The organism is Spirosoma soli (assembly GCF_042684525.1).
Lineage (GTDB): Bacteria > Bacteroidota > Bacteroidia > Cytophagales > Spirosomataceae > Spirosoma > Spirosoma soli.
Genome location: NZ_JBHULN010000001.1, coordinates 542,410 through 568,683 on the forward strand (window position 1 = coordinate 542,410; position 26,274 = coordinate 568,683).

A 26,274-nucleotide genomic window follows, 5' to 3' on the forward strand; every position below is an offset into this window, starting at 1 on the left:
TTATACCTTGATGGAACAAGATAAGAAAATTTTCCGCATAATAGAAAACTGTTCGCAATCCGGCAAAAGTTCACTTACTTTGCCGACTGAACTGTGCTGCGTACTATAAAGCTAGATATATCGTTACAAACAGGTCTTCTCCTTCATGATTGCCAGCAGTGTTCGAGATCTTAAAAATATGCAAAATCCGCGACTTTTCCACGACATCCAGTCAAAAATCATTCTTTCTCTTACGGCTCTTTTACGACGCCAATCCAGCACAGGATTAGCTATCCTGCTCCTGTCAGCAACCAGTCTTATAGTCCAGGCTCAGGTTACCCCTGGCACCACAACCGGTGGCGGAACAACCGCCCCTGGTGTCATACGCTCGGGTACCTCGCCTGCCGGCCCAGCGCAGCCCGGACGCGGTGCTGCGCTACCAGCAGGTGTCAATGCAAGCAGTTTACCTCCCAGCATTCAGCAGCAAATTAATCAACAGGGCGGTCAGCTTCCTGGCCGCACTACTCCTCAAGGAACACAGACTCCAGCGGGAACTCAAAACCGCGGCAGAACCGGTCGGACACAAAATGCGGCCCCTGGCGATACAGCAGCTCAAGCTCAGTTGAACAGCAAAGAAGCGGTTGAGGATGGGTATGAACAAGCTCGTAACCGCGAGCGTGAAGAGGCTCGCCGGAAAATTTTCGGCTACTCAACTTTTAACGACCCAGCGATGGCCACTACGTTCCAGCCAAACCTGAACATTGCCACCCCTCGTAACTACATTATTGGACCAGGGGATCAACTGAATATTCAATTATATGGCTACTCGGAAACGGATTTCACCCAGACTGTCTCTCCAGATGGTAATGTGTATTTTGGGCAAGCCACCGGTATTGGTCCCGTGTTTGTATCAGGGCTGACGATTGAACAGGCGAAAAGCCGAATTACCAGCCGTTTGGCAAAACGATACGTTGGTCTGCGCAATACCTCCTACGGACCTGCCAACACCTTCCTGGAATTATCATTAGGAACAATCCGTAGTATTCGGGTAACGGTTACCGGCGAAGCTATCCGCCCCGGCACATACACGCTTTCCTCGCTTTCAACGGCTATGAACGCGATTTATCAGGCCGGAGGTCCAAATGAGCTAGGTTCGTTCCGAAAAGTACAGCTCATTCGTAATAATAAAGTATTGGCTACGCTGGATCTGTACGATTACTTGTTAAATGGTACACAGCGGAATGATTACCGCTTACAGGATAATGACAACATTCGGTTTAGCACGTACACAACTCGCGTCGAGATAACGGGAACCGTAAAGCGTAACAATCTTTTTGAGATGCTACCTGGCGAAACCCTTGACCGGCTTCTGTTCTACGCCGGTGACTTTGCCTCAAACGCCTACAAAGGGTTGGTAAAAGTAACCCGACTTACTGACCGCGAACTTAAAGTAGTTGACGTAAGCGCCCCTGAATTTAAGACGTTCGTTATGCAGGATGGCGACGTAGTTACTGTTGAGCAATTACTCAGCCGCTTCGAAAACCAGCTCACGATAGAAGGGGCCGTTTACCGCCCTGGTCAGTATTCACTTGAAAAGAATCGGACATTGAAACAACTCATTGCCACTGCTGAAGGCCTGAAAGGTGATGCGTTTACCGGTCGAGTAAATATTGTTCGGACACGGGAAGATTTAGCGCTCGAAAATATAACCGTGAATCTGGCTGCGATTTTAGCAGGTAGCGAACCCGACATAAACTTACAGCGCGAAGACCAGATCATCATTCCATCGCGTTTCGATTTGGCACAGCAGGCTACCATTTCGGTGATGGGCGAGGTGAACAGTCCGGATGAGTTTATCCCTTATCTGGCTAACATGACCTTGAATGATGCGATCGTGCGAGTCGGTGGCTTAAAAGAATCGGCAGCCGCATCGCTGGTTGAAGTAGTACGTCGCAAGAAAGATGTAGATCCCCGCTCTGCTTCTGCGCAGATAGCAGACATTCAGCGATTCAACGTCAATCGTGATCTATCTATCGATACGGATCAGAATAAGTTTGTTCTGGAGCCTTTCGACCAGATTATTGTGCGCCGGTCGCCGAACTACATGGTTCAGGTATACGCCAACGTAGAAGGCGAAGTGATTGTACCTGGCTCCTATGCTATACAGAGGAAAGACCAGAAGATATCCGATTTGATTAATTTAGCAGGAGGATTAACTCCTCAGGCGTATGTTGAAGGTGCAACGCTGATCCGTCGAGTAACACTTAGCCAGGAAGAAGTTGCCAGACTACAACGGTCGATTCGGGAAGGGTCTGATGCCGTTAGCACGGCAGGGCGGGTTGTTGTTGAGACTGATACCATCGCTACCAACAAACAGGAGTCAATTGGTATCAATCTGAAAAAAATCTTAGCCAAACCAGGTTCGTCGGAAGACATATTAGTACAAGAAGGAGATATCCTCCGGGTTCCGAAGGTTCTGGAAACAATCCGGGTTGAGGGCGAAGTATTGCAACCAACAACGGTCAAATTTCGCTCTGGGCAAACGTTCCAAGACTACATTTCTCAATCGGGTGGGTTTACTTCGAAATCACAGCGTCGTAAATCATTCGTGATTTATGCGAACGGGTCAATTGATCGCACACGGAAGTTTATGTTCTTTAATATTTATCCACGTGTAGAGCCCGGTTCTCAAGTATTCGTTCCTAAAAAGACGACGACACCACTGACGCCACAACAAATATTAAGCTCTACCGCCGGTACTATTTCCTCACTTCTCTCAGTTATCGGACTAGTAATTGCCTTGAGCCGAGTAGGAAATTAATTCATTAAAAGCCATGACGCCAACGAACGGTACACCCAATACTTTGACGAACGCGAGGCCGCTTCCGCCAGATCAGATTTCACCCAAGTCTGTTATATTACGCATTGCGCAAATAAAGCACGTAGCTCGTCGCAACTGGAAACTGCTGCTGGTCATTACCCTTATTGCAGGCTCAATAGGCCTTGCTTACGATTTGACGCACCAAACACGGCCAACGTACAACGCAATTATTACGTTTAACCTCGGTGGTGGCTCATCTGGCAGTGGCTTTGGTGGTGAATTAGGCCAGCTAGCGGGTGCTTTCGGCTTAAGTGCGGGAGCACCAGATGCCAACATTTTTGTAGGTGATAACTTCATTATTTACGCCAAATCGCGTCCAGTCGTCGAAAAGACACTGATGAAAATGGACACCATCAACGGTAAGGATACGTTACTGGTGAATTATTATATTCGGCATAGTGGTATCCGCGACGACGAATGGGCCGATAGTGATACTTTGCGTTCCTTTTACTTTAAGCGCAGTAAAAAACCGGAAGAGTATACCAAACTTGAGCAGTTAGCCATGACGGGAATATACGCCCGTATCAAAGGCGAGATGGGAGTGTCACAGCCTGAGCGAAAGTCATCGTTTATGGAACTTCGTTGCGCCATGGAAGATGAGCAGCTGGCCGCTAACTTCCTGACGACGCATCTCACGACAATTGAAGAAGACTACCGTCAGAAGCAAACCAAGAAAACCAGCGAGATGTATACCTTGCTGAGAGAACGAGCCGACTCAGTAGCCCGAATTCTAACTGGTACTGAAAATCGGCTGGCTCAGTACATGGATCAGAACTCGCAGGTTGTTGTTGCGCAGGGTCGTCTTCTTGAGAACAAACTGTCCCGTAACTCGACGTTTCTAACGCAATTGTATTACACGGCGCTTCAGGCAGCAGACAATATGCGCCTAACGCTTATTAAAGAAGCTCCGCTGTTCACGATCATTGAACCCGTGACCTTCCCCCTCTATAAAGACCAGAAGTCTCAAGTAGGTATGCAGGCGGGTATTGCCCTGGGGCTATTTTTAGCTATGATCATAATTTTCTTCCGGGAAACGTACCGCTCAATCATGCGGGAAGAATGATATCAACGTCGGTGAACGATTATCGAGCCAATTGAGTAGTAGCTTACTGCTTTGCCTAGTAGACAAAAGCAGCGGATTATTAATGAAAACACACGAAGTAATTATTCAACCCGGCCGCTCAGAACGGCATTATTGGCGGGACTTGTGGCGTAACCGCGAGCTCATGTTTATCCTGTCAATGCGGGACGTATCAGTGCGTTACAAGCAAACAGCTCTTGGTACAGCCTGGGGGCTTATCCGCCCGTTATTAACCATGATGGTCATGGTACTTGTTTTCAGCAAGATTGCTAAGCTCCCACCCGATCCGGGTATTCCATATGCATTAATGGTGCTGGGTGGCATTACCATCTGGACGTTTTTTTCCACCGCTTTTACCCAGATAAGCAACAGCGTAACTGTGAACGCTAATCTGGTCAGTAAGGTTTATTTCCCAAGATTGATCATGCCAATCAGTGCCATTGCGATAAGCCTTGTCGACTTTCTGGTTGCGCTGGGTTTGTTTGTTCTGCTGGCAATCTGGTATAAGTTTGTGCCCGACTGGCATTTGTTATTCTTACCCGCTTTCATACTATTAGCTGTACTGGCGGCCTTTGCTTTTGGCTTATTCTTTGCGGTTGTAAACGTGAAATTTCGTGATGTAGGCCAGTTAATTCCCTTTTTAGTACAGGTTGGCTTTTATGCCTGCCCCATTGCTTACAGCAGTCGGCTAGTTGCCGAAAAGGGCGATGTTTGGTGGGTTCCTTTCTATTGGGCGAACCCGATGGTAGGTATAATTGATGGGTTTCGCTGGTCATTATTAGGAGAAAAAGCGTATTTTAACCCCGAAAGTTTGGTGACCTCTGTAGCTATTGTAATCGTTTGTTTAGCTTTGTCGGTTTACTTTTTTCGTAAACGTGAGAACACATTTGTTGATGACATTTAAGGAATTACGAATTTCGTAGCGCAGTACGTTGTAACTCGAAATTCGTAGATCGAAATTCACTATGTCCGTAATTACCGTCGAAAATATAAGTAAGCAATACATTATTGATCATCAGAAAGGCAAAGGCGCTAACACCCTCCGTGATGTTATAACGGAGAACGTCAGGCACCTCTTTGGTGGTAAAAAACAGGAAAACGGGATAACCCAGGAAGAATTCTGGGCCTTACGCGATGTAAGTTTTTCGATCGAACAGGGCGACCGTGTGGGCATTGTCGGGCATAACGGGGCCGGTAAGTCAACCATGCTCAAAATTTTGAGCAAAATCATTGAGCCGACTACGGGTACAGTGCGAATTCGTGGCCGAGTGGCAAGCTTACTAGAAGTTGGCACAGGTTTTCACCCAGAGTTGACCGGCCGGGAGAATATTTACCTCAACGGATCGCTATTGGGAATGAGCCGCAGTGAAATTCGCCAGCAGTTTGATGCCATCGTGGCATTCGCGGGTGTTGAAAAGTTTTTAGATACCCCCGTTAAACGCTACTCTTCCGGAATGTACGTGCGGTTAGGGTTTGCCATATCGGCTCACCTCGATCCCGAAATTATGATTGTTGACGAAGTGCTGGCGGTTGGCGATGCTGAGTTTCAGAAAAAGAGCTTAGGCAAAATGCGCGACAACTCAGCCAGCGGCCGGACCATTATCTTCGTAAGCCATAACCTGACGGCTGTACAGGCGCTGTGTAACAAGACTTTGTATTTCGAGAAAGGTCAACTGATTGAGCAAGGCGAAACCAACCAGGTAATTGCATCTTACCTGAGTAAAGTCTCCAAAACCCGTCTGACGCGCCATTGGGATACTCCCGAGGAAGCCCCTGGTAATGATCTCGTTCGAATTCGCCGGATTGAGCTCACGCCAGAATACCAGGATAACCTTACGCACATTGACGTTCGCACACCAATGAAGCTCAGGTTCGAGTTCTGGAACATGATGGAGCGGGCGAACCTGAACCTCAGTATGCACCTCAATTCGCTCACGGGCGAGTGTATCTTTAACATCGGAACACAATCGCAGCCATATGGGAAAGGTTTGATTGCAGGAGAGTGTACCATTCCTGGCTATTTCCTGAATGATGGTTCTTACACTATCTCGGTAATGGTGGTTAAGGACACCGTTACCCCTCTTTATATTATGGAGGAAGGCATTACCTTTGATGTAGAGGACTACCGCGAAGGCATCGCCTGGTATGGTAAGTGGCCGGGGTACGTGCGTCCTCAATTCCCCTTCCATATGGAAATGCAGGAGGAAGTATCCGTTAAATAAGGGGCTTTGGTCTATGGTTTACGCTTGGCACATTCGATAATTTATGCACCACGAACCGTACACCGAGAATCCCGGTCGGGAGTCCCTAAAACCAAAACCATGATCAACGTAACCAAATCATACCTACCGGACTTAGAGGAATACACCAACTATTTGAAGGGCATTTGGGAACGGGTGTACCTAACAAACGATGGCCCGCTGCTCCGCGACCTAGAAGCTCAGATGAAAGAGTTCCTGGGTGTAAAGCATCTGAAATTCTGCACCAATGGCACCATTGTCCTTCAGATGGCGCTGAAAGCCCTAGACATCACAAAAGAGGTTATAACAACTCCTTTCTCCTACGTGGCAACAACCAATGCGCTGCTGTGGGAAGGATGTACGCCTGTTTTTGCAGATATTCGCCCCGACGACTTTTGTCTGGACGCTGCTAAAATTGAGCCGCTCATTACCGAAAATACGCAGGCGATTATGGCAACCCATGTCTACGGAAATGCCTGCCGGATTGAGGAGATTCAGGCTGTTGCCGAAAAATATAACCTAAAAGTCATATATGACGCGGCTCATACGTTTGGCGCTAGCTATAATGGCCGTTCTATTTTGAGTTACGGAGATATTAGCACCTGTAGCTTTCACGCGACTAAGGTGTTTCATACCGTTGAGGGAGGCTGTATCATTACCGATGACGATGAAATCGCCCAAAAATTGCATTTCTATCGTTCATTCGGGCACCGGAACGACGACTATTACAGCATTGGTATTAATGCGAAGAACTCTGAGTTTCATGCGGCCATGGGCTTATGCGTTCTGCCCAAAGTGCCCAATCTGATTGCCGCACGGAAACAGGTTTTTAGTTATTACGACACGCGACTTGATTTTTCGCAGGCTGATGGTCGCAAAATAAGACGCCCTACCCTAACGCCCGGCGTAGACTATAATTATGCTTATTACCCTGTTGTATTTGAATCTGAAGAGGTGTTACTGCGGGTTGTGGACGCCTTAAAAGCGCAGGACATTGTTCCTCGTCGTTATTTTTATCCTTCGCTCAATACCCTGCCATTTTCGGTAGGCCATCAGCCCTGTCCAATATCAGAAGACGTAGCTTTACGTGTGCTATGCTTGCCGATGTATCCCGATCTGGAAGAAGTCGATGTTGAGCGCATTGCCATGATTGTCAATGAAGCGGTTGCAGTCGTTAGTATCGAATAATACATACTGAACATTTTTCCATTGGCTGCTCAGCATTTAGAGAGCCTGATCTACTAGTTCGTATTCGATAGTATGACTTTCTTATATATTATTCCTTTAGTTGCCTTCATTTTTTACGTCGGCCAACTTTCAGCCAAGATTTGTCGTCGTTCATTAATAGAGTGGCTACTAACCACGTATTTGTTAGGAGTGGGCAGCGTCATTCTGACAGGTTTTGTTTTGTCGGCGCTATATCTGACGGCTAGTGAAGTGGCGTGGGCAGGTGCTGTTTTCGTTACGGCCACGTTACTTGGAGTAATTCTGCGACAATTATCGCCCAGTATTCAACCATTTTCAGTACTGGCACTCATTAAAGAACGCCAACGTACATTTAAAGAGTGGTTCCGTGATCTGTCCACTTTTCCTAAATTTTTATTCTCAACACTACTTGCGACACTGACCGTTATTGCTGTCACGAACCTTTTGCTGGTACTGTTTACCGTACCTAATGAATGGGATAGTATGACGGGGCACCTTAACCGGGTGATGCAATACATGCAACGGGGAACCATGCGGCATTTTGGAGGCACGAACTGGAATATCGACACGTATCCAAAGAGCGTCTGTAACCTACAGATTTATGGGTTCCTGATGACTGGCCATTTTGAAAATGGCTTTAAATTTATTCACCATTTAAGCTATTGGGCAGCCATTGTAGCCGTCTTCGGTATCGTACAACGGATCGGAAACAAACTGTCGGCTAGCTTTTTCTGTGCGTTAGCTTACGCCCTGTTGCCTGACTTTTTAATGCAGGCCATTACTACAGAAACCGACATTGTTTTAACGTCGTATTTGAGCGTTCTGCTCTATATGCTGTTTGCCTACCAAAGCGTTGGCACACAACTTGCTACAACAACAGGGAAGCCGACTACTAAAGACAGCCGGTATCTATATCTCGCGGGTATGGCTTTTGGCATTGCATTTGGTCACAAAATCACGTTTGCGTTGCTGCTGCCTTCGGTGTTCGTGATTATGGTCTATACCGTCTTCCTGTCGCCCTCGTGGTCAGTTACTATCGAGCGAACCTGGCGGCTGGGTGCAGCTATACTAGTGGGCGTATGTCTGTGGACATTACCTACGGGTTATCTTAAAAACATTGAAGTGTTCGGGCATCCCATTGGTCCACCAACGGCGTTGAAACACCAGTCGGTAGAGCGGGCGGGGCCATTGCGAAATCTACTTGAACAAGGAAGCCGCAATGTGGCGCGTTATGCGTATGACCACGTTAACTTAGATGGCATTCGAAACACGCGACTAGGTGCTACTGTAAACCATGCCATGCGCAAACCAATTGTGGTTTTGGAAGACAAGCTGCACATGCGATTAGACGAGGAAACCGACTTTTCAATTCAGCCCTTCGCCTTTGACCGCCGGTTTGCCTTTTACAACGCTAATCCTTACTGGGGCGTGTTCGGCTTCGGCTTGATTTTTCCGTTATTAGTTTTGGTTTTGATTGGTTTTGTGCGGTCAACTCCGCATTTGTTTTTAGGTCTGGCCTTGCTGCTTCATTTTGCGGCTCTCTCTTATTCGGCGCCCTATGATCCGTTTAAGGGCCGTTATTTCATAGAAACTGGCTTGTTTGGGGTTACGTTTCTAGCCCTTTTGTTTCTACATCCCAGGGTTAGAGTAGACCAGCCAAACCGCACCCTATGGAAGACTTACGTAGGCTTTGTAACCGTGCTAGGTTGCATTTCGGCCTTGCTATGCGTATTTTTAAACACACGAGCTTTGCCCTTTGCCTGGACCGCTCCCGACGGCCGATCGTTTCCGTCAGCCTTTAAATCGGATCGTATTCAGCAAATGACTCTCGGCCGACCCGATATTTCGGTAGCTTACAAGCGGTTTGATGAAATTGTGCCAGCCAACGCGACTGTCGGTTTGTACACGATTAATGACGATTACGAGTATCCGTTATATGGCCCTAAATTATCACGTCGGCTTCTGGCCCTTAATCCGTTCGAGCAGAGACTAAGGCCTGTTCCTAAAGAAGCTGATTATTTATTTTTTGCAAGAAGTATTGTTTGTCCGCAACCTGGCGATATACGTTTAGGCACAGACACAACAATGAAAAACGCCGTAATTGTACCCGGCGAAGACTATTATCTCAGAAAACTTAAACCGCATTAGATGACAGGCTAGTGTTGCCCCTCGTGGATAAATAAGCTTGTCAATTTTAGATGTATAGCACTATCATATTGTCAATGTCTTATTCTACAGTTTCTGACTACTACTATGAAACGCTGGGGTACACCTTTGCATCACTATGTAAGGTACATCGCCTACCTCTTGGTGATCACACCGATTCTGCTGTATAGTTATGTTTTTCTAAAATCGTTGGTCAACTTTCCCTTCTACGACGATTTCTTTTGGTATAATAAGCTTATTTTGAGAGCGGAGGGGCAGCCGCTGCTAACTAAACTAGCCTTGATTACTGAGCAGCACAGTGACCATCGGCTTATACTGTTGAAGGGGTTAGCTCTACTCCTATCGTCAATCGGCACGTTTGATTTTCGAGCCCCCATCCTTTTAACGAACTGTCTATTCCTACTTTTTTCAATTCATTTAATTGTTCACGTTTATCACGTTTCCAAGCATTGGTTCTTTACAGTTCCGTGTCTGTTCATACTCTACCAGTTCATACCCTACACGGTAGTTTTTTCGTATGGCTTGCAGACGCTAGGCGTTTTATTGTTTCTCTACTTTGCCCTGTACTACGTTTGGCTGACAAGCCGCTGGTCGTATGGGCTAACAGCTTTGATGGCGCTGCTCTGCGTATTATCAAACACGAATGGCTTATTGGTATTACCGATTCTTGCCCTAGTTTATTTCCTGACGCATCGGTATCAAGTAGCTGCTCTGTACATTTCGCTAACGGTTCTGATACCAGCCGTTTACTTTTCTTTTGGCTATCAGTGGAATGCGGGTGCAGTTCAGTATACTTCCCATTTCAGTAAGCCTGTCAATACATACTTATTTTTAGCTGAATTGATTGGCACCTGGGCAAATCTTAGCCACGCCTTCGGATACGCTATGGCGGTTACAGTAGGAACGCTACTACTACTATTGATTGCTTGGAGCTTAGTAGGCTTTGTGCGTTCCGTGAACTGGAGATCCTTATATGTGCCGCCTGTCACTGGCGCATCGGATACCGCCCGGCATCTTATCTTAACGGCTACGTTCATGTTGGGTTTTATTCTGCTTACCTGCCTACTGTTAAGTTACAAACGCTTTGCGGGTACCGAGCACACCAATAATGTTGTGCCCCACTACCGACAGTATTCTATGTTTGCACTTTGTTTTTGCTACGTTCTTGGCGTAGCAAAGATTGCGCAATCCCGGTGGCTTTGGAGTTATGCCGTTATCTGCGCCGTGTTAAGCATTACCGGCAATATAGCTTCTTACTTATATATTCACGATTCTCTTCGTCAGTACACGCTAGCTCTGCGAGCTGATGTGTACAATTGGCAGCATAATCAGTCATTCTTGTTTTTTCCGCATGTTGAAGGCGAAGTGGCCTGGCAAACGGTTACGACGGAGATGGCAACTAATTACCAAAAACACTTAATTGTGGAGCCTCCTCCTACTAAGCCTGTACATCTTATTTCGTCAAGTTTGTCTGCCACTGTATGCCAACGAGATCATGAGCAAGTTATCACCTTAACTGATCCGGCTACTCCCCATAGTTATTTAAGCAATGTCTTTTTAGTGCTTAAGAACCAACAGGCCACTTACTTTTTCCCATTTGTAAACACATTAAATTCCCCCCGAACGATTCTGAAACAAGCAGCCTTAGTAAGTTCCTATGGGCAGTCGGCTATCAGTCATTACATTTGCAAAGATTTTTTACCGTGTGGGTCTTATCAGCCCTTTCTGTACAATGAAGACCTGCATACGCTTCAACGTATTAACACAACAGTAACTATCTTTCCTGAAGCAAATTCGCAACGTCACAACAGGAAGAAAGTGATCAACAAGCAAATTCCTATAGCGTTAAATCAATAAGACAACTCCTATCTATTCGCTCACAACTCATTGCTATTTATGACGCTTGCTATAATGCAGCCCTATTTTTTGCCTTACATTGGATACATGCAATTAATGAATGCTGTTGACACGTTTGTGCTGTATGATGATGTGGCTTTTATTAATCGGGGCTGGATTAACCGGAATCGACTTCTGATAAACGGTCAGGAGTATTTGTTTACGGTACCTTTGAAAGATGCCAGCCAGAATAAACGTATCAATGAAGTTACGCTGGCAAATGACCCAAAGTGGCGTAGTAAACTATTGAAGACCGTTGAGCAGGGCTACCGAAAAGCGCCCAGTTACGGAACGGTCATGCCGCTAACCGAAAAAATAATCAACTTTGGCACCGATTCTATCGCCGAGTTGGTTCACTTCAGCCTTATTGAACTGAACGCTTATTTAGGTCTTAGCACTCATCTGGTGGCATCATCGTCGATTTATAATAACGTAGAATTGAAAGCTCAGGAACGAATATTAGATATCTGTCGGCAGGAGAATGCGGCACGTTACATCAATCCAATTGGTGGCACAGAGCTGTATGATAAGCCAACGTTTGAACAGGCCGGTATTGAGTTGAACTTCATTAAGTCGAAGTTAGTCACCTATCCTCAGTTTAGCCGGGGCAACGGACAAAATGAATTTATACCCTGGCTTTCCATCCTCGACGCACTCATGTTCAATGATGTGGCGACGGTAAGAACGATGCTCGACGCCTACGAATTAGTTTAATAAAGTACGCAAAAATTGAGTGCGGCATGGTTCATAGCAACGCTCGACTACCACCTAAACAAGCATGGCCAAAGTTATTATTTTCGGAGTAATGGATACCGCTGAACTGGCCCATTTCTACCTTACCCACGATTCTGAACATGAAGTAGCGGCTTTCACTGTAAGCCGTGAGTACATCAACGGGACAGAGTTTAAAGGACTTCCGCTGGTGGCGTTTGAAGACGTTGAAACCCTTTTTTCGCCCCAGGAATACAAGTTTTTTGCGCCTATGACGGGCCGTGGTATGAATCGCAATCGAGAGCGAATCTATTTGGAAGCAAAGGGAAAAGGCTACGAGTTTATTTCCTACATCAGCTCAAAGGCAACTACGTTTGGTAACCAGATCGGCGAAAATTGCTTTATTCTGGAGGACAATACCATTCAACCGTTCACCACAATCGGCAACAACGTCGTACTATGGAGCGGTAATCACATTGGCCACCATGGTCAGATTAAAGACCACGTCTTCTTTACGTCGCACGTGGTTATGTCGGGACATTGTGTCATTGAACCCTATTGCTTTTTTGGGGTGAACAGTACCATTCGCGACTTTCTGCACATTGCCACTGGCACCCTACTTGGCATGGCTTCGGCGATTTATAAAGATACCGATGAGTGGGGTGTGTACATTGGTAACCCCGCCCGGAAGCTGCCCAAACCTAGTCACGAAACGTATTGATAAACCGTAGGACAGGAAGGTGTGAGTTACGCATTTTCTTCCTGCCTTTCCTGTTCTCCATTGAAAAAACTTCTCGTTATTGGCCACGACGCCAATCGTGCTGGTGCGCAGCTGGTGCTCTTGAACCTTATGCGGCTGCTGAAAGCACAAGGCATTCAGATGCACTTAGTCCTGGGAGAAAGTGGTCCGCTTGTAGACGAATACCGCGCCATCTGCCCCGTTACGGTCTGGCCAGCGCCTAACCGTTACGTTGTCGACGCGGTAACGGACAAAGTATTGGGTAAGCTAGGGCTGTGGGAACAGTTTCATAATCGGCAGCTGAAAGAGCAACAAAAGACGGTTCAAGCGGAAGTACGCCCAGATTCGTTCGATGTAGTACTGGCGAACACCGTCATGAGTAGCCGCTGGTTCAGTCAATTAGGCGTTCCAGATAGAATTCCGGTTGTAACGTTTGTGCACGAGTTGGATATGTCTGTGCGCATCTATACCCAACCGGACGAATTGAAATATCTCCTCCATCGCACCAAGCGTCTGCTATCCGTTTCGAAAGCCACGGCGCGTTATTATGAGCAAAAGCATGGGGTTGATCCTACCCGCATAACGCTTTTTACCCTCATCGATACGCCTGCAATGGTGCGTAATGTAGCTCAGGCGCGTCAGCAACCAGATGTATATGCATCACTGAACTTATCCAATGCTGCATTAATTGTTGGAGGCTGCGGAAATGCCGAATGGCGTAAAGGCAACGATTTGTTTGTCACACTGGCTCGGCAGGTTATTGGACGTGCCCCTGACAAAAACATCCATTTTGTATGGGTTGGCATGCCACCAGGACCGCTACGTGACGATTTATTGCTCGATATTCGCAAGGCTGGGCTGGCCGATCAAGTTCACCTGATCCAGCCGACACCTGAGGTGCTACGCTACATGAGTCAGTTCGATGTGTTTGTGCTGTGCTCCCGCGAAGACCCTTACCCACTCGTAGTGTTCGAAGCTGGTTTGTGTCAGGTTCCCGTAGTTTGCTTCGATGGAGCCGGGGGAGCGCCTGAATTGATTGAGACAGACGGTGGATTTGTGGTTCCTTATCTCGACCTCGACGCGATGAGTAGCCAAGTTCTTACCCTGCTTGACCAACCCGACTTGCGTCGAAGGATGGGCGAACAACTCGAACGAAAAATACTGGAACGCCACCCGGCGCAACAAAGCGTCGAAACTCTCTTAACTTTGTTGATCCAATTGAGTAGTTAACAATAGATTGTTTAAGTCTCCGGCAGCACTGCTTGTAAGAAGGCATTGGATAATAAATGAAGCATTGCCTAACCATTGCAGTGTTACAGAAAAGAGACATTGTCATACTAGGGCATAAATTAGCTATTTGTGCGTTTGGAGCCCAGGAAGAATTCACTCATGAAGATAGCAGTTTGGCATAACGTACCTAGCGGTGGCAGTAAGCGAGCGTTGTATTATCACTTAAAGGGGCTTAAAGAACGTGGCCATACGATTGAAATCTGGACGACTCCACAGGCTGACAGCGAGTATCTGGATTTTTCGTCGTTAGGGCCAATTCATGTTGTTCCTTTGCCTCCACCGCAGCAAGTCGTTCCCTTCAAAGATCGATTTGGGTATTTTGTCTTCAGACAAGACTCTTACATGCGTCAAATGCAGATTCATTCGGCGTTATGTGCCGAGCAAATGCAGGCAGGCGGATTTGATGTTCTGTTCGCTAATAGTTGTATGGTATACGCTGCGCCTTACATTGGTCGCTTCATTAAAATTCCATCGCTCCTGTACCTGGCCGAACCTTCACGGCATCTGTACGAAGCAAATCCTATCTTACCTTGGATGGCTCCTGACGCAATGCATAGTTGGACTAGCCTGAGTTACTGGCGGATGTTGATCAACGATTTTTGGCGGGAACGCCGGTTTCGGGTGCTCGTACGCGAAGAACGCACTAACCTACTGGCCTTTCGTAAAGTTCTCGTCAATTCTTTGTTTTCGGTTGAGACCTGCCTACGTGTTTATGGTAAATCTACGGAGGTGGGCTATTTAGGTGTAGACACCAGTATATTTAAGCACTTAAATTTGCCCCGGCAGAAGTTTGTTATCTGCACTGGAAGTTTTCAGGCCCGAAAAGACCCGGCCTTTATTATTGAATCTCTCCAACAGGTAAAAGCCTCAAAACGCCCTGCTTTGGTATGGGTAGCCAACTACACTGACGCTGCTTTTGAAGCTCAGATGCGGGCATTGGCTAAGCAGTCAGGTGTTGAATTAATCTTGAGAAAGATGGTGTCGGATGAAGAACTCGTTAGCTTACTAAACCAGGCCAGCGCTTTCGTTTACGCGGCTCAGCTTGAACCATTCGGGCTCGCTCCCCTCGAAGCCTCCGCCTGCGGACTACCCGTAGTGGCCGTAGCAGAAGGTGGCATACGAGAAACGGTTGTTCATCAGCAGAATGGTCTGTTGGTTAGCCGCAGTACTCGTCAAATGGGCCGGGCGATCGAACGCCTGCTAGACGACGAACCTCTGTGGCAGCAACTCTCTACACAAGCTCTCGAACTCATCGAAAATCAGTGGTCCATGCGGCACTGTATCGACCGGATCGAGACGGCATTGTACGACACAGCTATGCTGGTTAAACAACCTACTGTTGAATGACACTTGCCTTTACCATTTGCTCGGTCAACTACCTGGCCCAAGCCCAAACGCTGGGAGATTCGTTAAAACAAACCAATCCTGATTATCAGTATGTAATCGGATTAGTCGACAAGCTCAGCGTAGCCAATTTACCGCCCGATCTGATGCCAGACTATCCGATGGTGGAAGTAGATAAAATCGGCATTCCCGACTTTGCAGGGATGTGCGAACGTTACGACATTACCGAGTTGAACACGGCCGTTAAACCGTTTTTCATTGATTACTTCTTTAGCACTCAAGCGGATGTTAAACAGGTTATCTATTTCGATCCTGACATTATTGTGTTTCAGCCGTTGGTGAAGCTGAATCAGGACCTGACGCAGTACAGTTTGGTACTAACCCCGCACATGTGCTTCCCGACACCCGACTGGGAGCGCCCCAACGAGCTTCACCACCTAAACACGGGTATTTATAACCTTGGCTTTATTGGCCTACGTAATGATGCCACGGCCCGCCAGTTTGTGAATTGGTGGAAAGATCGGCTTGTTTACGAGTGCCGTAACGATTTGTGCGCAGGACTTTTTGTCGATCAGCTATGGGTAAACTTTGCACCGATCTACTACGAAAACGTATTAATAGATTGTCGTTTAGGGTACAACGTTGCTTATTGGAATCTGCATGAACGATACTTGTCCAGGAACGAGGCCGATCAATGGCAGGTGAGCAACCCGGAGGCAGAAACAGCCGATGAGTTACAATTTTTTCACTATAGCGGTTACAATCCGTATCGACCAAAAGAGGTATCTAAATACCAAACTCGATACGATTTTACGATGCGCCCCGATGCCTGGCCGCTCTTCGACTTATACCGCGAACGATTATTAACTAACCACAACGACCGCTATCGCCACTATCCGTGTGTATATATAAAACCTCCTGTAGTATTACGTTACAAGCGAGTGCGAAAAGCGCTTAAAGCGCCTTTTAATCAAATAATTGCGTTACTGGAATCCTATTAAACTACCTTCCCGGCAGATTCTGCCATGACAAGACAATCTCAGGCTTTACGACGAGAATTAAGCGAGTATACTTCTCTACTAAGAGTGGCAGCCAGTAACGTATCCTATATAATTTAAGGTCACGCTGTTTGTGACTTATCTATCGAGTTTGGGCAATATGTTCGAATGAGTTAGTTTTGCAATCACTGTGTTAGTAACAATCTGTACAATCCGCCAACTACCTCAGGCTTTTGCGCTTGGAGATAGTTTCATTAAATACGCTGCTAGTCCAAACGGGCACCCTCAGGTGGTAATCGGTTTAGCCGACAACCCGGCGAATTTACCAGCTAGCTTCGTTCCGCCGTTTCCGCTGTTGCCGCTCGATGAGGTTCTTCAGCCTGTAACAGAGCTATCGTCAATGTATACGCCAACGGAATTTGCAGCCGCTTGCAAACCCGGCTTCATTACTGAAGTGTTTCGGCGATATCCGCAGGCCAATGAAGTCATTTACGCTGATCCTAATCTGCTTTTTTTTAACTCGTTAACGCCTATTAACGAAGGCTTGTCCGAGGCCAATGCCTTGCTAACTCCATTTATTACGCGTAGTCCGGCCGATGCTTGCTGGCCTGATGAAAAGTTTTTTCAGAACATCGGCTTATATAGTTCCGATTTTTTGGCCTTTCGGCGTTCGTCGGAAACGGATCGGCTGTTAGCTTGGTGGGATGACCGAGTACGTATCCGTGCTCGTATTGATTTTTGCGCTGGTTTGTGTCTGGATCAGATCTGGCTGATGCACGTGCCTGTATTATTCAAAAAGATAACCGTCGTCAGAAACCAGAATTGGCATGTAGGCCTTTGGAATTTACATGAGCGCCATTTACAACAGGAAGGCACTACCTGGTTCGTGACAGATGCTACCGGGCAATCTCAGTCGTTGCAGTTTGCCAACTTTAAGGGCCTGTTTCACTGGAAAGAAGGCTTTTTTCCGCATCAGAACCGCTTACAATTAACAACGCGACCCGACATAGCAAGGCTTACCTCAACCTACCAGGAGTTAGTTAATGTCCATAATCCAACTGCTTACCTAACTATAAATCCTGCCTACGGCTTACAAATCGAGCCAGTAGTTTTGCGAGGATGGCGCCAAACGACGGTCCAGGCATTGAAACGAATGAATCGATTTATAGATAAGGTGCCACTCCCTGTTATTCGGTAAATGACAGGCAGAGCCTTAAAATTGTATCGACAAAAATGCGTACTTTTGGAGCTGATTTTCTTAAAAAAATACAAAAGTTTACCTTTTTTCCAGATCTTAGTCGTTACCTATTGTGACACAACTTGTCAACGCGTACCAGCGAATTGGTACTACAATTTGTCCAAGTAGTAGGTAGCGGCCATTTGAAAAAAAGCGGTAAAGCCTAGTATCTTTATCCGTACAGCGCATTGAATCTTTAGTTAAAAACAAGCTCGCATTAAGGTTTTTCAAGTCTTAGCTAAAGTTAACAATTACCTAATCTGAGCTTACCTCAAAAATTCACTAGTCTATGAATAGCATTTTTCGCACGTTGAAGATGCTTGATTACATGCGAATGGTTCTGGGCATTTGCATTATGATCGATGGCTATCCGTTGATATTTTTCTTTCGGGACGCCATGCGGCTTGCTCCTGGAAATACAACCTTTACGGCTTTGGCCTTGGCGGGCGGTTTGATCTTGTGCGTTCCCTTTACGGTACTACGTCGGCTTTATCGGCCCAACTTCACGTTATTCTGGCTAGGCCTTGGGTTCATCGTAGTTTGTATCTTTTACATGTATGTGTACATGGGTGATTTGTCCTTTCAGCCTAAAGACTACCAAAAAGACCTAATCTATTACACATATATCCTTATTTTCCTGTTCATCCTGATCAATGTTCCTAATGATATTGCGCAAGTATTCATTCCGGTAGTCGTCCTCTTCACCCTGGTGTCTAATATGGGGCTTGTTTATTCGCTAATAACCGACCCAAGCTGGACCCTAGGGCAACGGGCCACCATCACGCTTAACAACAATGATGAAGGGTCGGGCAACCCGCACGTGTTTTCGCGAAATGCCTACATGAGTATCATTGCCTGTGCGATATGGTTATTCCGGCCAAACACCAATTTCTTTTTCAAGCTAATTGCCTTATTCTCCGGGGTATTTAGTGTAGCCATTCTGATCCTGACCCAAACCCGGTCGGCCACCTTAGCTTTTATTTTCGCCGTCATTATCTTTTTTTACTTCAATGTTCGGCCCGCCCAAATTCGGTCAACCGTTCGTAGTCTGTTCCGGCCCGGTCCAATTTTGATAATGCTTATCGGGGTGCTTGCGATCGTCTTCCTTTTAAAAAAGTATTACGGCGTTTACTCCATTGTGGAGGGCTACTTATCAAATTTCATAGAACGCAACATGGAGAACGTCTATGCGATCCTGGGCCTGAAAGCGAAGGGAACTAATTATAAAGCAGTATTGGACGATTCGGCTGCGGGACGTACGTTCAGTACTACATTTTTCTCAAACGTGCTTGTTGGCCACTTACACAGGCTTGTCTTTGGCTTTGGCTATAAGTATCTGTATCTCGACATACCGCTGTTAGAATCCTTAACCAATTTTGGGATTGTGGGTTTCGCCCTGTTTGGAGGGCTTAATGGCTTGATCGTATATCATGTCTTCGGCATTATGAGAGCTAACCCAAATCCTTTAAGTGTTTTTCTCGCTTATTTCTATTTGTTATTACTAGTTCAATTATTTGTGAACGGTCGACCCAATGAAATCTGGTTCTGGTTTCCGTTGGGGCTAATGATGCGGTTTATTGGCGTAGAGCATTTATTCCCTGCTTATTTGTCTGATCCCAAAACTCCTCCTGTCGAAGAAACCTACGCGGTGGTCCCAAATGCCCAGTCGGTCTGATGCGCGTTCTAATCGTACATAACATTCTGTGGGCTCACTACAAATCCAGTGTGTTTCAGGCCTTGCAGCAGCTTGTCGATAAACAGATTAATGTCGACATGAAGGTATTGCAGATCGCGCGTAATGAGCGGTCGCGTGCCGGCATAGAAACGACTGCTAACACGGATGGTGAAACTACGGCGGCCCCTGCTTACCAATACAATTATGAACTCCTTTTCGACCGCTTTGCCGAAGACATAGGGGTTGTAGAACGCACGCGAGCGTTACTCCAGCGGGCAAAGGCTTATAAACCTGATGTAATCAATCTTACTGGCTATTACGATCCTGCGCAACTCATGTTGCTCGTATGGGCGAAGAGACGCGGCATCCGGGTTATTATTCAAAACGAGAGTACAGTAGCCGACCACGAGCGCGGAGGCTGGAAAGAACGTTTGAAACGCTGGATTTTCAGCCAGTGCGATGGTTTTTTCTGCTTTGGGAGTAGCTCGGCCGACTACCTTATTCAATTAGGGGTTCGGCCTGAGCAAATTCTGCTTCGTAAAAGTGCCGTCGACAATAATGCCTTGCTGTCGGCTTATCAACGCGCCCTTCCTACCCGTTTGGCTCAGCAAAAAGCTTTGGGACTTTGTGCTAACAACTTTGTTTTTGTCGGGCGGCTCATTGACTTTAAAAACCTGCCAAGTCTGATCAATGCCTTTGCAGAAGCCCGGCGGCAGTCGATAGAATCGGCCGGATGGGGCTTAATTATGCTAGGCGATGGTCCGCAGTATGATGCTTTAATCCGCCAAGTTGCAAATTTAAATCTATCTGATTGGGTAAAAATATTACCAGGGCGACCTTGGTTTAAGGTGCCTGATGTACTAGCCTTGGCCAACGTTTTAGTATTACCCAGCCGCTCAGAGCCTTGGGGATTAGTTGTCAATGAAGCTATGGCTTGCGGCATGCCGGTGTTGGTTTCAAACCGCTGTGGCTGTGTGCAGGATCTGGTGCATGACGGTCAGAATGGTTTAGTCTTTGATCCCGATCAGCCCGCCCAGTTAACGCGCAGTTTACTACGCTTTATGCAAAATGAAGTCAACGCAGCACAAATGGGCCAGTTGTCCCAGCGTATCATTGCTCCCTATGCCCCAGAAATGGTAGCCCAAGAAATGCTGGATGGCTTTAAGAAAATCGTATAACATGAAAATTTTACATATCTGTGCCTATACATGGGCAATTGGTGGTCCTGCTAAAATGATCTTTGATCACACCCGAGTTCATGCCGCAGAAGGTCACCAGATTACTATTTTAACCCCCGTGTCGGCCGATGATGTGATCTACGACGCAGCCCCCGGTGTTCAGGTCGTTCCAGTGCCTCGCCATTGGTTCAGTCGTTTCTTTCCAGAGTTTTCTATTGAACTTTGGCACTACTTAAAACAGCACGGTAACGACTTTGATCTCATTCACGTCCATGGCCTTTGGCACTTTGGTAGCGTAGCACCTTACTTGTTGAAGCTGCGCCCCCCAAAGCTGATGACAATTCATGGTTTGCTGGATCGCTGGACAATCAGGCACAGCTACTGGAAAAAGCAACTCATGTCGACAATCGGGCAACGGCAGTGGGTGCGCCAAACGCCAATCATTCATGTAAACAACGAGCAGGAACGTGAAGATGTCCGCCGATACTTAGGTCATCCTCATCCTCAGGTCACCATTATCCCGAATGGCCTGCGCCCGTCGGAGTTTGCTCAGATTCCGACTCGTGGTCAGTTCAAGCAAGAGTATGGTATAAAGCCAGAGCAGCGGATCATATTGTTCCTGAGTCGGCTCAATGTCAAAAAAGGGTTAGATATTTTACTACCTGCGTTTAAGCGCCTGAGCCAGGAAAGGGCTGACCTACATCTGGTTTTAGCGGGTCCCGACGACGGTTATCTGCAGGAAATAGAACAGTTCATTCGTCAACACAAGCTGGAAGGCCGGGTTCTGTTACCAGGAATGTTAATAAAAGAACAGAAGCTGGCCGCGTTTGCCGATGCGGATGTGTTTACACTACCAACTTACTCTGAAAGCTTTGCCATTGCAGCTCTGGAAGCCTTAGCCACTGGCACTCCTTCATTGCTGACCGAGCACGTTGGCTTTGGCAATTACATTCGGTCCTACCAGTCGGCCCACCTTTGTGAACCGACTGAACAGTCTGTATACGACGGCTTAACGTATCTGCTCGACCATCCGGACTACTCGAAAGATTTAGCGAAAAATGCGCAACGGATGATCGCTCAGGAGTGCGACATTGATGTACTGGCCAAGCGGCTCCTTAAGGAATACGTTAAACTGACCAGTAACTGATCAAACTACACTTTATCTATCTGGCTAATTACCCGCGTAGGTACGTTCGTCCAGTCTACCTGGCGCTCCGCTTCGGCTAAGTCAATAAAAGGAAACTCCGTCAGCAACTGTTTTAACTTAGGCAGGCAATTCTTAAGACCATAATACGATTTAAACCGACGCGCCCGGCTTAAACCAGGGATCATGGGTTGCTCTGCATCAAAATCTCTCGGGTGAAAGTAGGTCATTACGTAATCGGACCGGTGCATAAGCCCCCGAATGGCCCGATAAGGTAATAAGCGAAAGTAGCCCCCTCCCGAAAAAATTAAGTCTTGGCCCATCACGGCAGCCGTGTTAATCGGAAACTCCTTCAACAGAGTACCACCAACATTGAGGTAGCCCGGTGCAAACATACCTAACGACGCATCGCCACCGTGTGCACGTCTTGCCGAAAATACCGAGCAGTCTATTTCAATACCTTGCTCCACTAAAATTGGAAACACCCAGCGGTTAAACTCTTTGATAGAAAAACCAGGCGCTCGGTATGATCGTACTTTTTTACCGGTTATGTCCTGCAAATGCTTGATAGACCGCTCTAAATCAGCCTGAAACTCGGCGGGAGTTTGTTCGTAAGCCAGCTGATGTGCGTATGAGTGGGTTGCAATTTCATATCCGGCCGCATCGATCCGCCGGATCACATCGGGATGCTTATCGGCTACCCAACCCAGGCAGAAAAATGTTGCCCGGCTGTTGGTATCGGCTAACAGCTGAAAAATGCGGTCCATGTTTGTATGGATGCGTGTATCGTAACGGCTCCACTCAGCCTCCGTACGAGTAGACGCGTTATCCAAAATATGAAACCACTCTTCAATATCGAAGGTCAGGATGTTCATGATAAGATGGGGCAGTCAGTAGCAATTTCAGACTGATTAATAGAAACGCTTGCCAGCCGCCAAAAATGCTTGTACATCGTCGCGGGTTGGAAACGAAAAATAGGTCATTTGAGACGCATCGTTCTCAATCAGCTCGTAGTTACCCGAATGAATTTTGTCGATGGATTCCAAGATAGCGTCCATACCCATTTTCTTCGTCACATCGATCAGTTCGGCCTGGCTCATGTTGCCGATAGCGAGCTTATTTTGTACCAGAATAGGTCCGCTGTCAATGCCTTCGTCGACAAAAAACACCGAGACGCCGGTATGTGTCTCACCGTTTTTAAGCACCCAGAACGACGGCATTAGGCCGCGATATTTGGGTAAGAGCGCTGTGTGCAAATTGATACAACCGTGGGTAGCGACGTCCAGAAGCTTCTGCTTGAAAATCTGGTTACCCGCAATGGATACCAATAAATCAGGCTTATAGGAACGTAACTTTTCCAGGTTCTCATCTTTATTGATGCTCCCTTCTATATGAATCAATGGAATGCCCCGATCCGCCAGCGTCTTACGGACATTGTTACGGCTATCTAATTTTGAAGCGACAAATTTGACTCCGTAACGCACAAAAAAGGGCAGCCCGAAAATATCGTAGGTCTTTTTTATCTTCTCCGTAAAACTTTCCCGTTTGCCAAATGGCGACACCTCAAATACCACGGTTGCTACCACTTCGGCATAAGACGGTAACTTTTTCAGTAAGTAGTCGATGTTACGGGCTAAATAAAACGGGTCATCCTGCGTAAGAATCACTAGGCGCATAAACGGTCATATAGCGATGGTTGAAGACACAAAACTACTGATTCTAATTGAAGGCTCATGTTCATTTTATCGACTGACATTTAAATAGTAAATGAGTTTACTAGCCCATCATTTATAAATCAGATTTAAATGATACGTTAATGCATTTTTCATAAAACTTGTACTCAGCTAATCATAGGTACTATTTGATGCTCTACCACAACTGATAATCAAGCATATATGTAATATCTTAATACTAGTAAATAGCATAAAAACAATATAATGCTTACGTAAAGTCTTTTTAACGACTTTTTCACGTCTAAAAAAAGTTATAGTATTGCGTAACTTATCAGATTAGTAGTACTAGGATAACAAAGTACCATATAAGGAGTGTCTGTTTGCCACCAGAACGCTTTTATAGTCTTATCATTTAAGCATGACTGACGTATCTGTCATCTTACTGACACACAACGAAGAAAAACACATTGCCCGGTGTTTGCAGAGCTTGCACTTATTTACTGATAAAATCTTCATTGTTGACTCCTTCTCGACTGATAAAACCGTTGAGATTGCACGTTCGATGGGCGCGGTGGTTGTACAAAACCCCTGGATTAATTATGCAAAACAGTTCAACTTCGGTATAGCCAATACGCCTTTCCAGACGACCTGGCTCATGCGGATGGATGCCGATGAATACGTGTTGCCGGAATTAGCCGAAGAGATCTCGCAACGCTTGTCTTCTCTGCCAACCGATGTTTCGGGTATTTATGTGAAGCGCAGAGTCTTGTTTTTCAACCGCTGGATGCGCCGGGGAGGTTATTACCCGATTTGGCTGCTCAGACTATGGCGCCGAGGTCAGGGAGTTTGCGAAGAAATCTGGATGGACGAGCATATTAAGCTCTCAGACGTTGCAGGTAAACCAGCTCAAACCATTCAGTTCCAGCACGATTTAGTAGACCACAACCTCAACAATCTAACGTGGTGGACTCAGAAGCATAATAACTACGCCATCCGCGAGGTCATTGACTTATTAAATATCAAATACAATTTTGACGAAACGCAACGCGTAGAACCGAAGTTATTTGGATCGCAGGAGCAACGTACTCGCTATCTGAAAATTCAATATGCATCTCTGCCTTTGTTTACCCGTCCATTTTTGTACTTTTTATACCGATACATAGTTCGCTTGGGTTTTTTAGAAGGCCGAGTGGGGCTTATGTGGCATTTTTTACAAGGTCTCTGGTATCGATTCTTGGTAGATGCTAAACTGTTCGAGGTATATTTTCACGCTGGTCGCGAGAAAGAAGCCATTATAAATTATTTCAAAACCGAATATGGGAAAGACCTTAGACCAACTCGATCCCCAAAAGTCGGGCAGCCCTGAGTCGGTTCAGCCAGTCAAAACCGATCTGTCACGATTCAATAACAGTTGGTATAATCCAGGGCCACGCTGGAAAGTATTGCTGTGGTTTTTAGCGAATCCAGTCTTTATAAACTCCTACCTTCCCATTCCTGTCTCTATCAAATTAGCGATTTTACGGCTTTTCGGGGCTAAGCTAGGAACGGGCGTTATGGTTAAACCAGCCTTAAATATTAAGTATCCTTGGTTACTTCAGGTCGGAAATTACGTCTGGATAGGTGAACATGTATGGATTGATAACCTGAGCAAAGTAGTCATTGGCGACAATGCCTGTTTATCGCAGGGGTGTATGATTCTGACGGGTAATCACGATTATCGGCGATCTACGTTCGACCTCACTACGCAGCCCATCACCATTGAAGATGGTGTATGGATCGGCGCTAAGGCCGTCGTTTGTGCCGGTGTTCAATGCGGGTCGCATGCGGTATTATCGGTCAATTCAGTAGCCACCCGGTCGTTAGACGCCTATGGTGTTTACCAGGGCAATCCAGCCATTTTTGTTCGCCAACGAACCATAAACCCGTGAAAGTATCTATCATAACAGTTGTCTATAACGGAGCCGAACACGTTCGGGACTGTATTGAATCAGTTGTCAGTCAGACGTATCCAGACATTGAATACATCATCGTAGATGGTAAGTCTACCGATGGCACCGTAGACATTGTAAAATCATACGGCACGAAAGTTGACCGATTCATCTCAGAATCCGACAAAGGGTTGTTTGATGCCATGAACAAAGGCATCGGGATGGCTACCGGCGACATAATAGGCTTGCTCAATGCCGATGACTATTATCGGCATAAACGGGTGATTGAAAATATGGTCGCTACGTTCGAACGCGCCCAAAGCGATGCGGTTTACGGTGATATGTTATATGTTGATCGCAATGACACGGGAAAATTGAAACGTTACTGGCGGTCAGGATGGTACAGCGAAAATGCGTTTTTGTGGGGATGGATGCCAGGGCACCTGTCGTTCTTCGCCAAACGATGGGTTTATGAACAGTATGGCGTGTTCAGGCTTGATTTGAAAACTGCAGCAGACTACGAACTTCTCCTGCGCTTTATCCACAAGAATAAAATCAAGCTTGCCTACATGGACGAGGTAACAATTGTGATGCGAGCGGGAGGACAGAGTAACAGCAGCCTTCGGAACCGACTGAGGGGCAACCGGGAAGATAAACTAGCCTGGAAGCTCAATGGACTTAAACCATACTTTTTCACACTATGGCTCAAGCCGTTACGGAAGATAACACAATACATAACTAAGCCACCGGGAGATCCAACGTATAAGGCCCCCGAAGTGTCGAACCGTTAAATCAAATAAAAATTGAAAAATTGGATAAATCAGTGAATTTTACGCAGCCACCGTCTATAAAATTCTTTGTTTCATGGTAAGGTTACGTAGCCTAACTGATATAGATTTTCCACGCCA

At 46.4% G+C, this 26,274-nt stretch carries 21 protein-coding genes; 19 read left to right on the plus strand and 2 right to left on the minus strand.

Going from position 1 to position 26,274, the window contains the following annotated elements; translation table 11 throughout:
• The first annotated feature begins 178 nt into the window (after window positions 1-178).
• The 16 genes from ACFSUS_RS02195 to ACFSUS_RS02270 all read left to right on the plus strand — a co-directional run bounded on the left by ACFSUS_RS02195 (window position 179) and on the right by ACFSUS_RS02270 (window position 21,768).
• Window positions 179-2,800, plus strand: a complete 2,622-nt coding sequence (locus ACFSUS_RS02195; RefSeq protein WP_381518422.1) for a polysaccharide biosynthesis/export family protein — start codon at window positions 179-181, stop codon at window positions 2,798-2,800.
• A 13-nt stretch (window positions 2,801-2,813) separates the two neighbouring features.
• The gene (locus ACFSUS_RS02200) at window positions 2,814-3,923 is read left to right on the plus strand and encodes a GumC domain-containing protein (protein ID WP_381518425.1); all 1,110 of its coding nucleotides are present in this window, start codon (window positions 2,814-2,816) and stop codon (window positions 3,921-3,923) included.
• 82 nt (window positions 3,924-4,005) lie between these two features.
• Window positions 4,006-4,845, plus strand: coding sequence for an ABC transporter permease (locus ACFSUS_RS02205; RefSeq protein WP_381518427.1), 840 nt, complete (start codon window positions 4,006-4,008; stop codon window positions 4,843-4,845).
• Window positions 4,846-4,906: 61 nt separating this feature from the next.
• Window positions 4,907-6,163: an ABC transporter ATP-binding protein gene (locus ACFSUS_RS02210; protein WP_381518429.1), complete on the plus strand. Its 1,257-nt coding sequence runs from the start codon at window positions 4,907-4,909 to the stop codon at window positions 6,161-6,163.
• Between the two features lie 99 nt (window positions 6,164-6,262).
• Window positions 6,263-7,369, plus strand: coding sequence for a DegT/DnrJ/EryC1/StrS family aminotransferase (locus tag ACFSUS_RS02215; protein WP_381518432.1), 1,107 nt, complete (start codon window positions 6,263-6,265; stop codon window positions 7,367-7,369).
• 72 nt (window positions 7,370-7,441) lie between these two features.
• A complete protein-coding gene (locus ACFSUS_RS02220; protein ID WP_381518434.1) occupies window positions 7,442-9,535 on the plus strand; it encodes an ArnT family glycosyltransferase in 2,094 nt (697 codons plus the stop codon).
• 105 nt (window positions 9,536-9,640) lie between these two features.
• Window positions 9,641-11,410 carry a hypothetical protein gene (locus ACFSUS_RS02225; RefSeq protein WP_381518436.1) on the plus strand — a complete coding sequence of 590 codons (1,770 nt, stop codon included), beginning with the start codon at window positions 9,641-9,643 and terminating at the stop codon, window positions 11,408-11,410.
• Between the two features lie 39 nt (window positions 11,411-11,449).
• Window positions 11,450-12,163: a WbqC family protein gene (locus ACFSUS_RS02230; protein WP_381518438.1), complete on the plus strand. Its 714-nt coding sequence runs from the start codon at window positions 11,450-11,452 to the stop codon at window positions 12,161-12,163.
• Window positions 12,164-12,227: 64 nt separating this feature from the next.
• On the plus strand, window positions 12,228-12,881 hold the full coding sequence (locus tag ACFSUS_RS02235) for an acetyltransferase (RefSeq protein WP_381518441.1): 654 nt from the start codon (window positions 12,228-12,230) through the stop codon (window positions 12,879-12,881).
• 60 nt (window positions 12,882-12,941) lie between these two features.
• A complete protein-coding gene (locus tag ACFSUS_RS02240; protein ID WP_381518444.1) occupies window positions 12,942-14,129 on the plus strand; it encodes a glycosyltransferase family 4 protein in 1,188 nt (395 codons plus the stop codon).
• A 159-nt stretch (window positions 14,130-14,288) separates the two neighbouring features.
• On the plus strand, window positions 14,289-15,536 hold the full coding sequence (locus ACFSUS_RS02245) for a glycosyltransferase family 4 protein (RefSeq protein ID WP_381518447.1): 1,248 nt from the start codon (window positions 14,289-14,291) through the stop codon (window positions 15,534-15,536).
• Window positions 15,533-16,534, plus strand: a complete 1,002-nt coding sequence (locus ACFSUS_RS02250) for a glycosyltransferase family protein (RefSeq protein ID WP_381518450.1) — start codon at window positions 15,533-15,535, stop codon at window positions 16,532-16,534. Before ACFSUS_RS02245 ends, ACFSUS_RS02250 begins: the two co-directional genes overlap by 4 nt.
• Before the next feature lie 187 nt (window positions 16,535-16,721).
• The gene (locus tag ACFSUS_RS02255) at window positions 16,722-17,729 is read left to right on the plus strand and encodes a hypothetical protein (RefSeq protein ID WP_381518453.1); all 1,008 of its coding nucleotides are present in this window, start codon (window positions 16,722-16,724) and stop codon (window positions 17,727-17,729) included.
• A gap of 328 nt (window positions 17,730-18,057) precedes the next feature.
• On the plus strand, window positions 18,058-19,443 hold the full coding sequence (locus ACFSUS_RS02260; RefSeq protein WP_381518455.1) for a hypothetical protein: 1,386 nt from the start codon (window positions 18,058-18,060) through the stop codon (window positions 19,441-19,443).
• Window positions 19,443-20,621, plus strand: a complete 1,179-nt coding sequence (locus tag ACFSUS_RS02265; protein WP_381518458.1) for a glycosyltransferase family 4 protein — start codon at window positions 19,443-19,445, stop codon at window positions 20,619-20,621. The genes ACFSUS_RS02260 and ACFSUS_RS02265 overlap by 1 nt, the downstream gene beginning before the upstream one ends.
• A gap of 1 nt (window position 20,622) precedes the next feature.
• Complete coding sequence (locus ACFSUS_RS02270) at window positions 20,623-21,768, plus strand: glycosyltransferase (RefSeq protein ID WP_381518460.1); 1,146 nt, start codon at window positions 20,623-20,625, stop codon at window positions 21,766-21,768.
• Window positions 21,769-21,773: 5 nt separating this feature from the next.
• Here the strand turns inward: ACFSUS_RS02270 and ACFSUS_RS02275 are convergent, their stop codons facing one another.
• Window positions 21,774-22,640, minus strand: coding sequence for a polysaccharide deacetylase family protein (locus ACFSUS_RS02275; RefSeq protein ID WP_381518463.1), 867 nt, complete (start codon window positions 22,638-22,640; stop codon window positions 21,774-21,776).
• Window positions 22,641-22,676: 36 nt separating this feature from the next.
• Window positions 22,677-23,441, minus strand: coding sequence for a methionyl-tRNA formyltransferase (locus ACFSUS_RS02280; RefSeq protein ID WP_381518466.1), 765 nt, complete (start codon window positions 23,439-23,441; stop codon window positions 22,677-22,679).
• Between the two features lie 415 nt (window positions 23,442-23,856).
• Between ACFSUS_RS02280 and ACFSUS_RS02285 the strand changes: the two genes are divergently transcribed.
• The 3 genes from ACFSUS_RS02285 to ACFSUS_RS02295 are packed head-to-tail and all read left to right on the plus strand — an operon-like array spanning window position 23,857 to window position 26,157.
• Window positions 23,857-24,804, plus strand: a complete 948-nt coding sequence (locus tag ACFSUS_RS02285; RefSeq protein ID WP_381518469.1) for a glycosyltransferase family 2 protein — start codon at window positions 23,857-23,859, stop codon at window positions 24,802-24,804.
• Window positions 24,755-25,366: a WcaF family extracellular polysaccharide biosynthesis acetyltransferase gene (locus ACFSUS_RS02290; protein ID WP_381518472.1), complete on the plus strand. Its 612-nt coding sequence runs from the start codon at window positions 24,755-24,757 to the stop codon at window positions 25,364-25,366. The genes ACFSUS_RS02285 and ACFSUS_RS02290 overlap by 50 nt, the downstream gene beginning before the upstream one ends.
• The gene (locus tag ACFSUS_RS02295) at window positions 25,363-26,157 is read left to right on the plus strand and encodes a glycosyltransferase family 2 protein (RefSeq protein WP_381518475.1); all 795 of its coding nucleotides are present in this window, start codon (window positions 25,363-25,365) and stop codon (window positions 26,155-26,157) included. The genes ACFSUS_RS02290 and ACFSUS_RS02295 overlap by 4 nt, the downstream gene beginning before the upstream one ends.
• The last annotated feature ends 117 nt before the right edge of the window (window positions 26,158-26,274 follow it).

Excerpts from the sequence above, each read along its gene's own strand:
- ACFSUS_RS02200 (WP_381518425.1), top strand. The coding sequence starts at position 2,814 with ATGACGCCAACGAACGGTACACCCAATACTTTGACGAACGCGAGGCCG.
- ACFSUS_RS02270 (WP_381518460.1), top strand. The coding sequence starts at position 20,623 with ATGAAAATTTTACATATCTGTGCCTATACATGGGCAATTGGTGGTCCT.
- ACFSUS_RS02230 (WP_381518438.1), top strand. The coding sequence starts at position 11,450 with ATGACGCTTGCTATAATGCAGCCCTATTTTTTGCCTTACATTGGATAC.
- ACFSUS_RS02195 (WP_381518422.1), top strand. The coding sequence starts at position 179 with ATGCAAAATCCGCGACTTTTCCACGACATCCAGTCAAAAATCATTCTT.
- ACFSUS_RS02275 (WP_381518463.1), bottom strand. The coding sequence starts at position 22,640 with ATGAACATCCTGACCTTCGATATTGAAGAGTGGTTTCATATTTTGGAT.
- ACFSUS_RS02210 (WP_381518429.1), top strand. The coding sequence starts at position 4,907 with ATGTCCGTAATTACCGTCGAAAATATAAGTAAGCAATACATTATTGAT.
- ACFSUS_RS02225 (WP_381518436.1), top strand. The coding sequence starts at position 9,641 with ATGAAACGCTGGGGTACACCTTTGCATCACTATGTAAGGTACATCGCC.
- ACFSUS_RS02215 (WP_381518432.1), top strand. The coding sequence starts at position 6,263 with ATGATCAACGTAACCAAATCATACCTACCGGACTTAGAGGAATACACC.
- ACFSUS_RS02290 (WP_381518472.1), top strand. The coding sequence starts at position 24,755 with ATGGGAAAGACCTTAGACCAACTCGATCCCCAAAAGTCGGGCAGCCCT.
- ACFSUS_RS02280 (WP_381518466.1), bottom strand. The coding sequence starts at position 23,441 with ATGCGCCTAGTGATTCTTACGCAGGATGACCCGTTTTATTTAGCCCGT.
- ACFSUS_RS02260 (WP_381518455.1), top strand. The coding sequence starts at position 18,058 with ATGAATAGCATTTTTCGCACGTTGAAGATGCTTGATTACATGCGAATG.
- ACFSUS_RS02245 (WP_381518447.1), top strand. The coding sequence starts at position 14,289 with ATGAAGATAGCAGTTTGGCATAACGTACCTAGCGGTGGCAGTAAGCGA.
- ACFSUS_RS02220 (WP_381518434.1), top strand. The coding sequence starts at position 7,442 with ATGACTTTCTTATATATTATTCCTTTAGTTGCCTTCATTTTTTACGTC.
- ACFSUS_RS02235 (WP_381518441.1), top strand. The coding sequence starts at position 12,228 with ATGGCCAAAGTTATTATTTTCGGAGTAATGGATACCGCTGAACTGGCC.
- ACFSUS_RS02250 (WP_381518450.1), top strand. The coding sequence starts at position 15,533 with ATGACACTTGCCTTTACCATTTGCTCGGTCAACTACCTGGCCCAAGCC.
- ACFSUS_RS02265 (WP_381518458.1), top strand. The coding sequence starts at position 19,443 with ATGCGCGTTCTAATCGTACATAACATTCTGTGGGCTCACTACAAATCC.
- ACFSUS_RS02285 (WP_381518469.1), top strand. The coding sequence starts at position 23,857 with ATGACTGACGTATCTGTCATCTTACTGACACACAACGAAGAAAAACAC.
- ACFSUS_RS02205 (WP_381518427.1), top strand. The coding sequence starts at position 4,006 with ATGAAAACACACGAAGTAATTATTCAACCCGGCCGCTCAGAACGGCAT.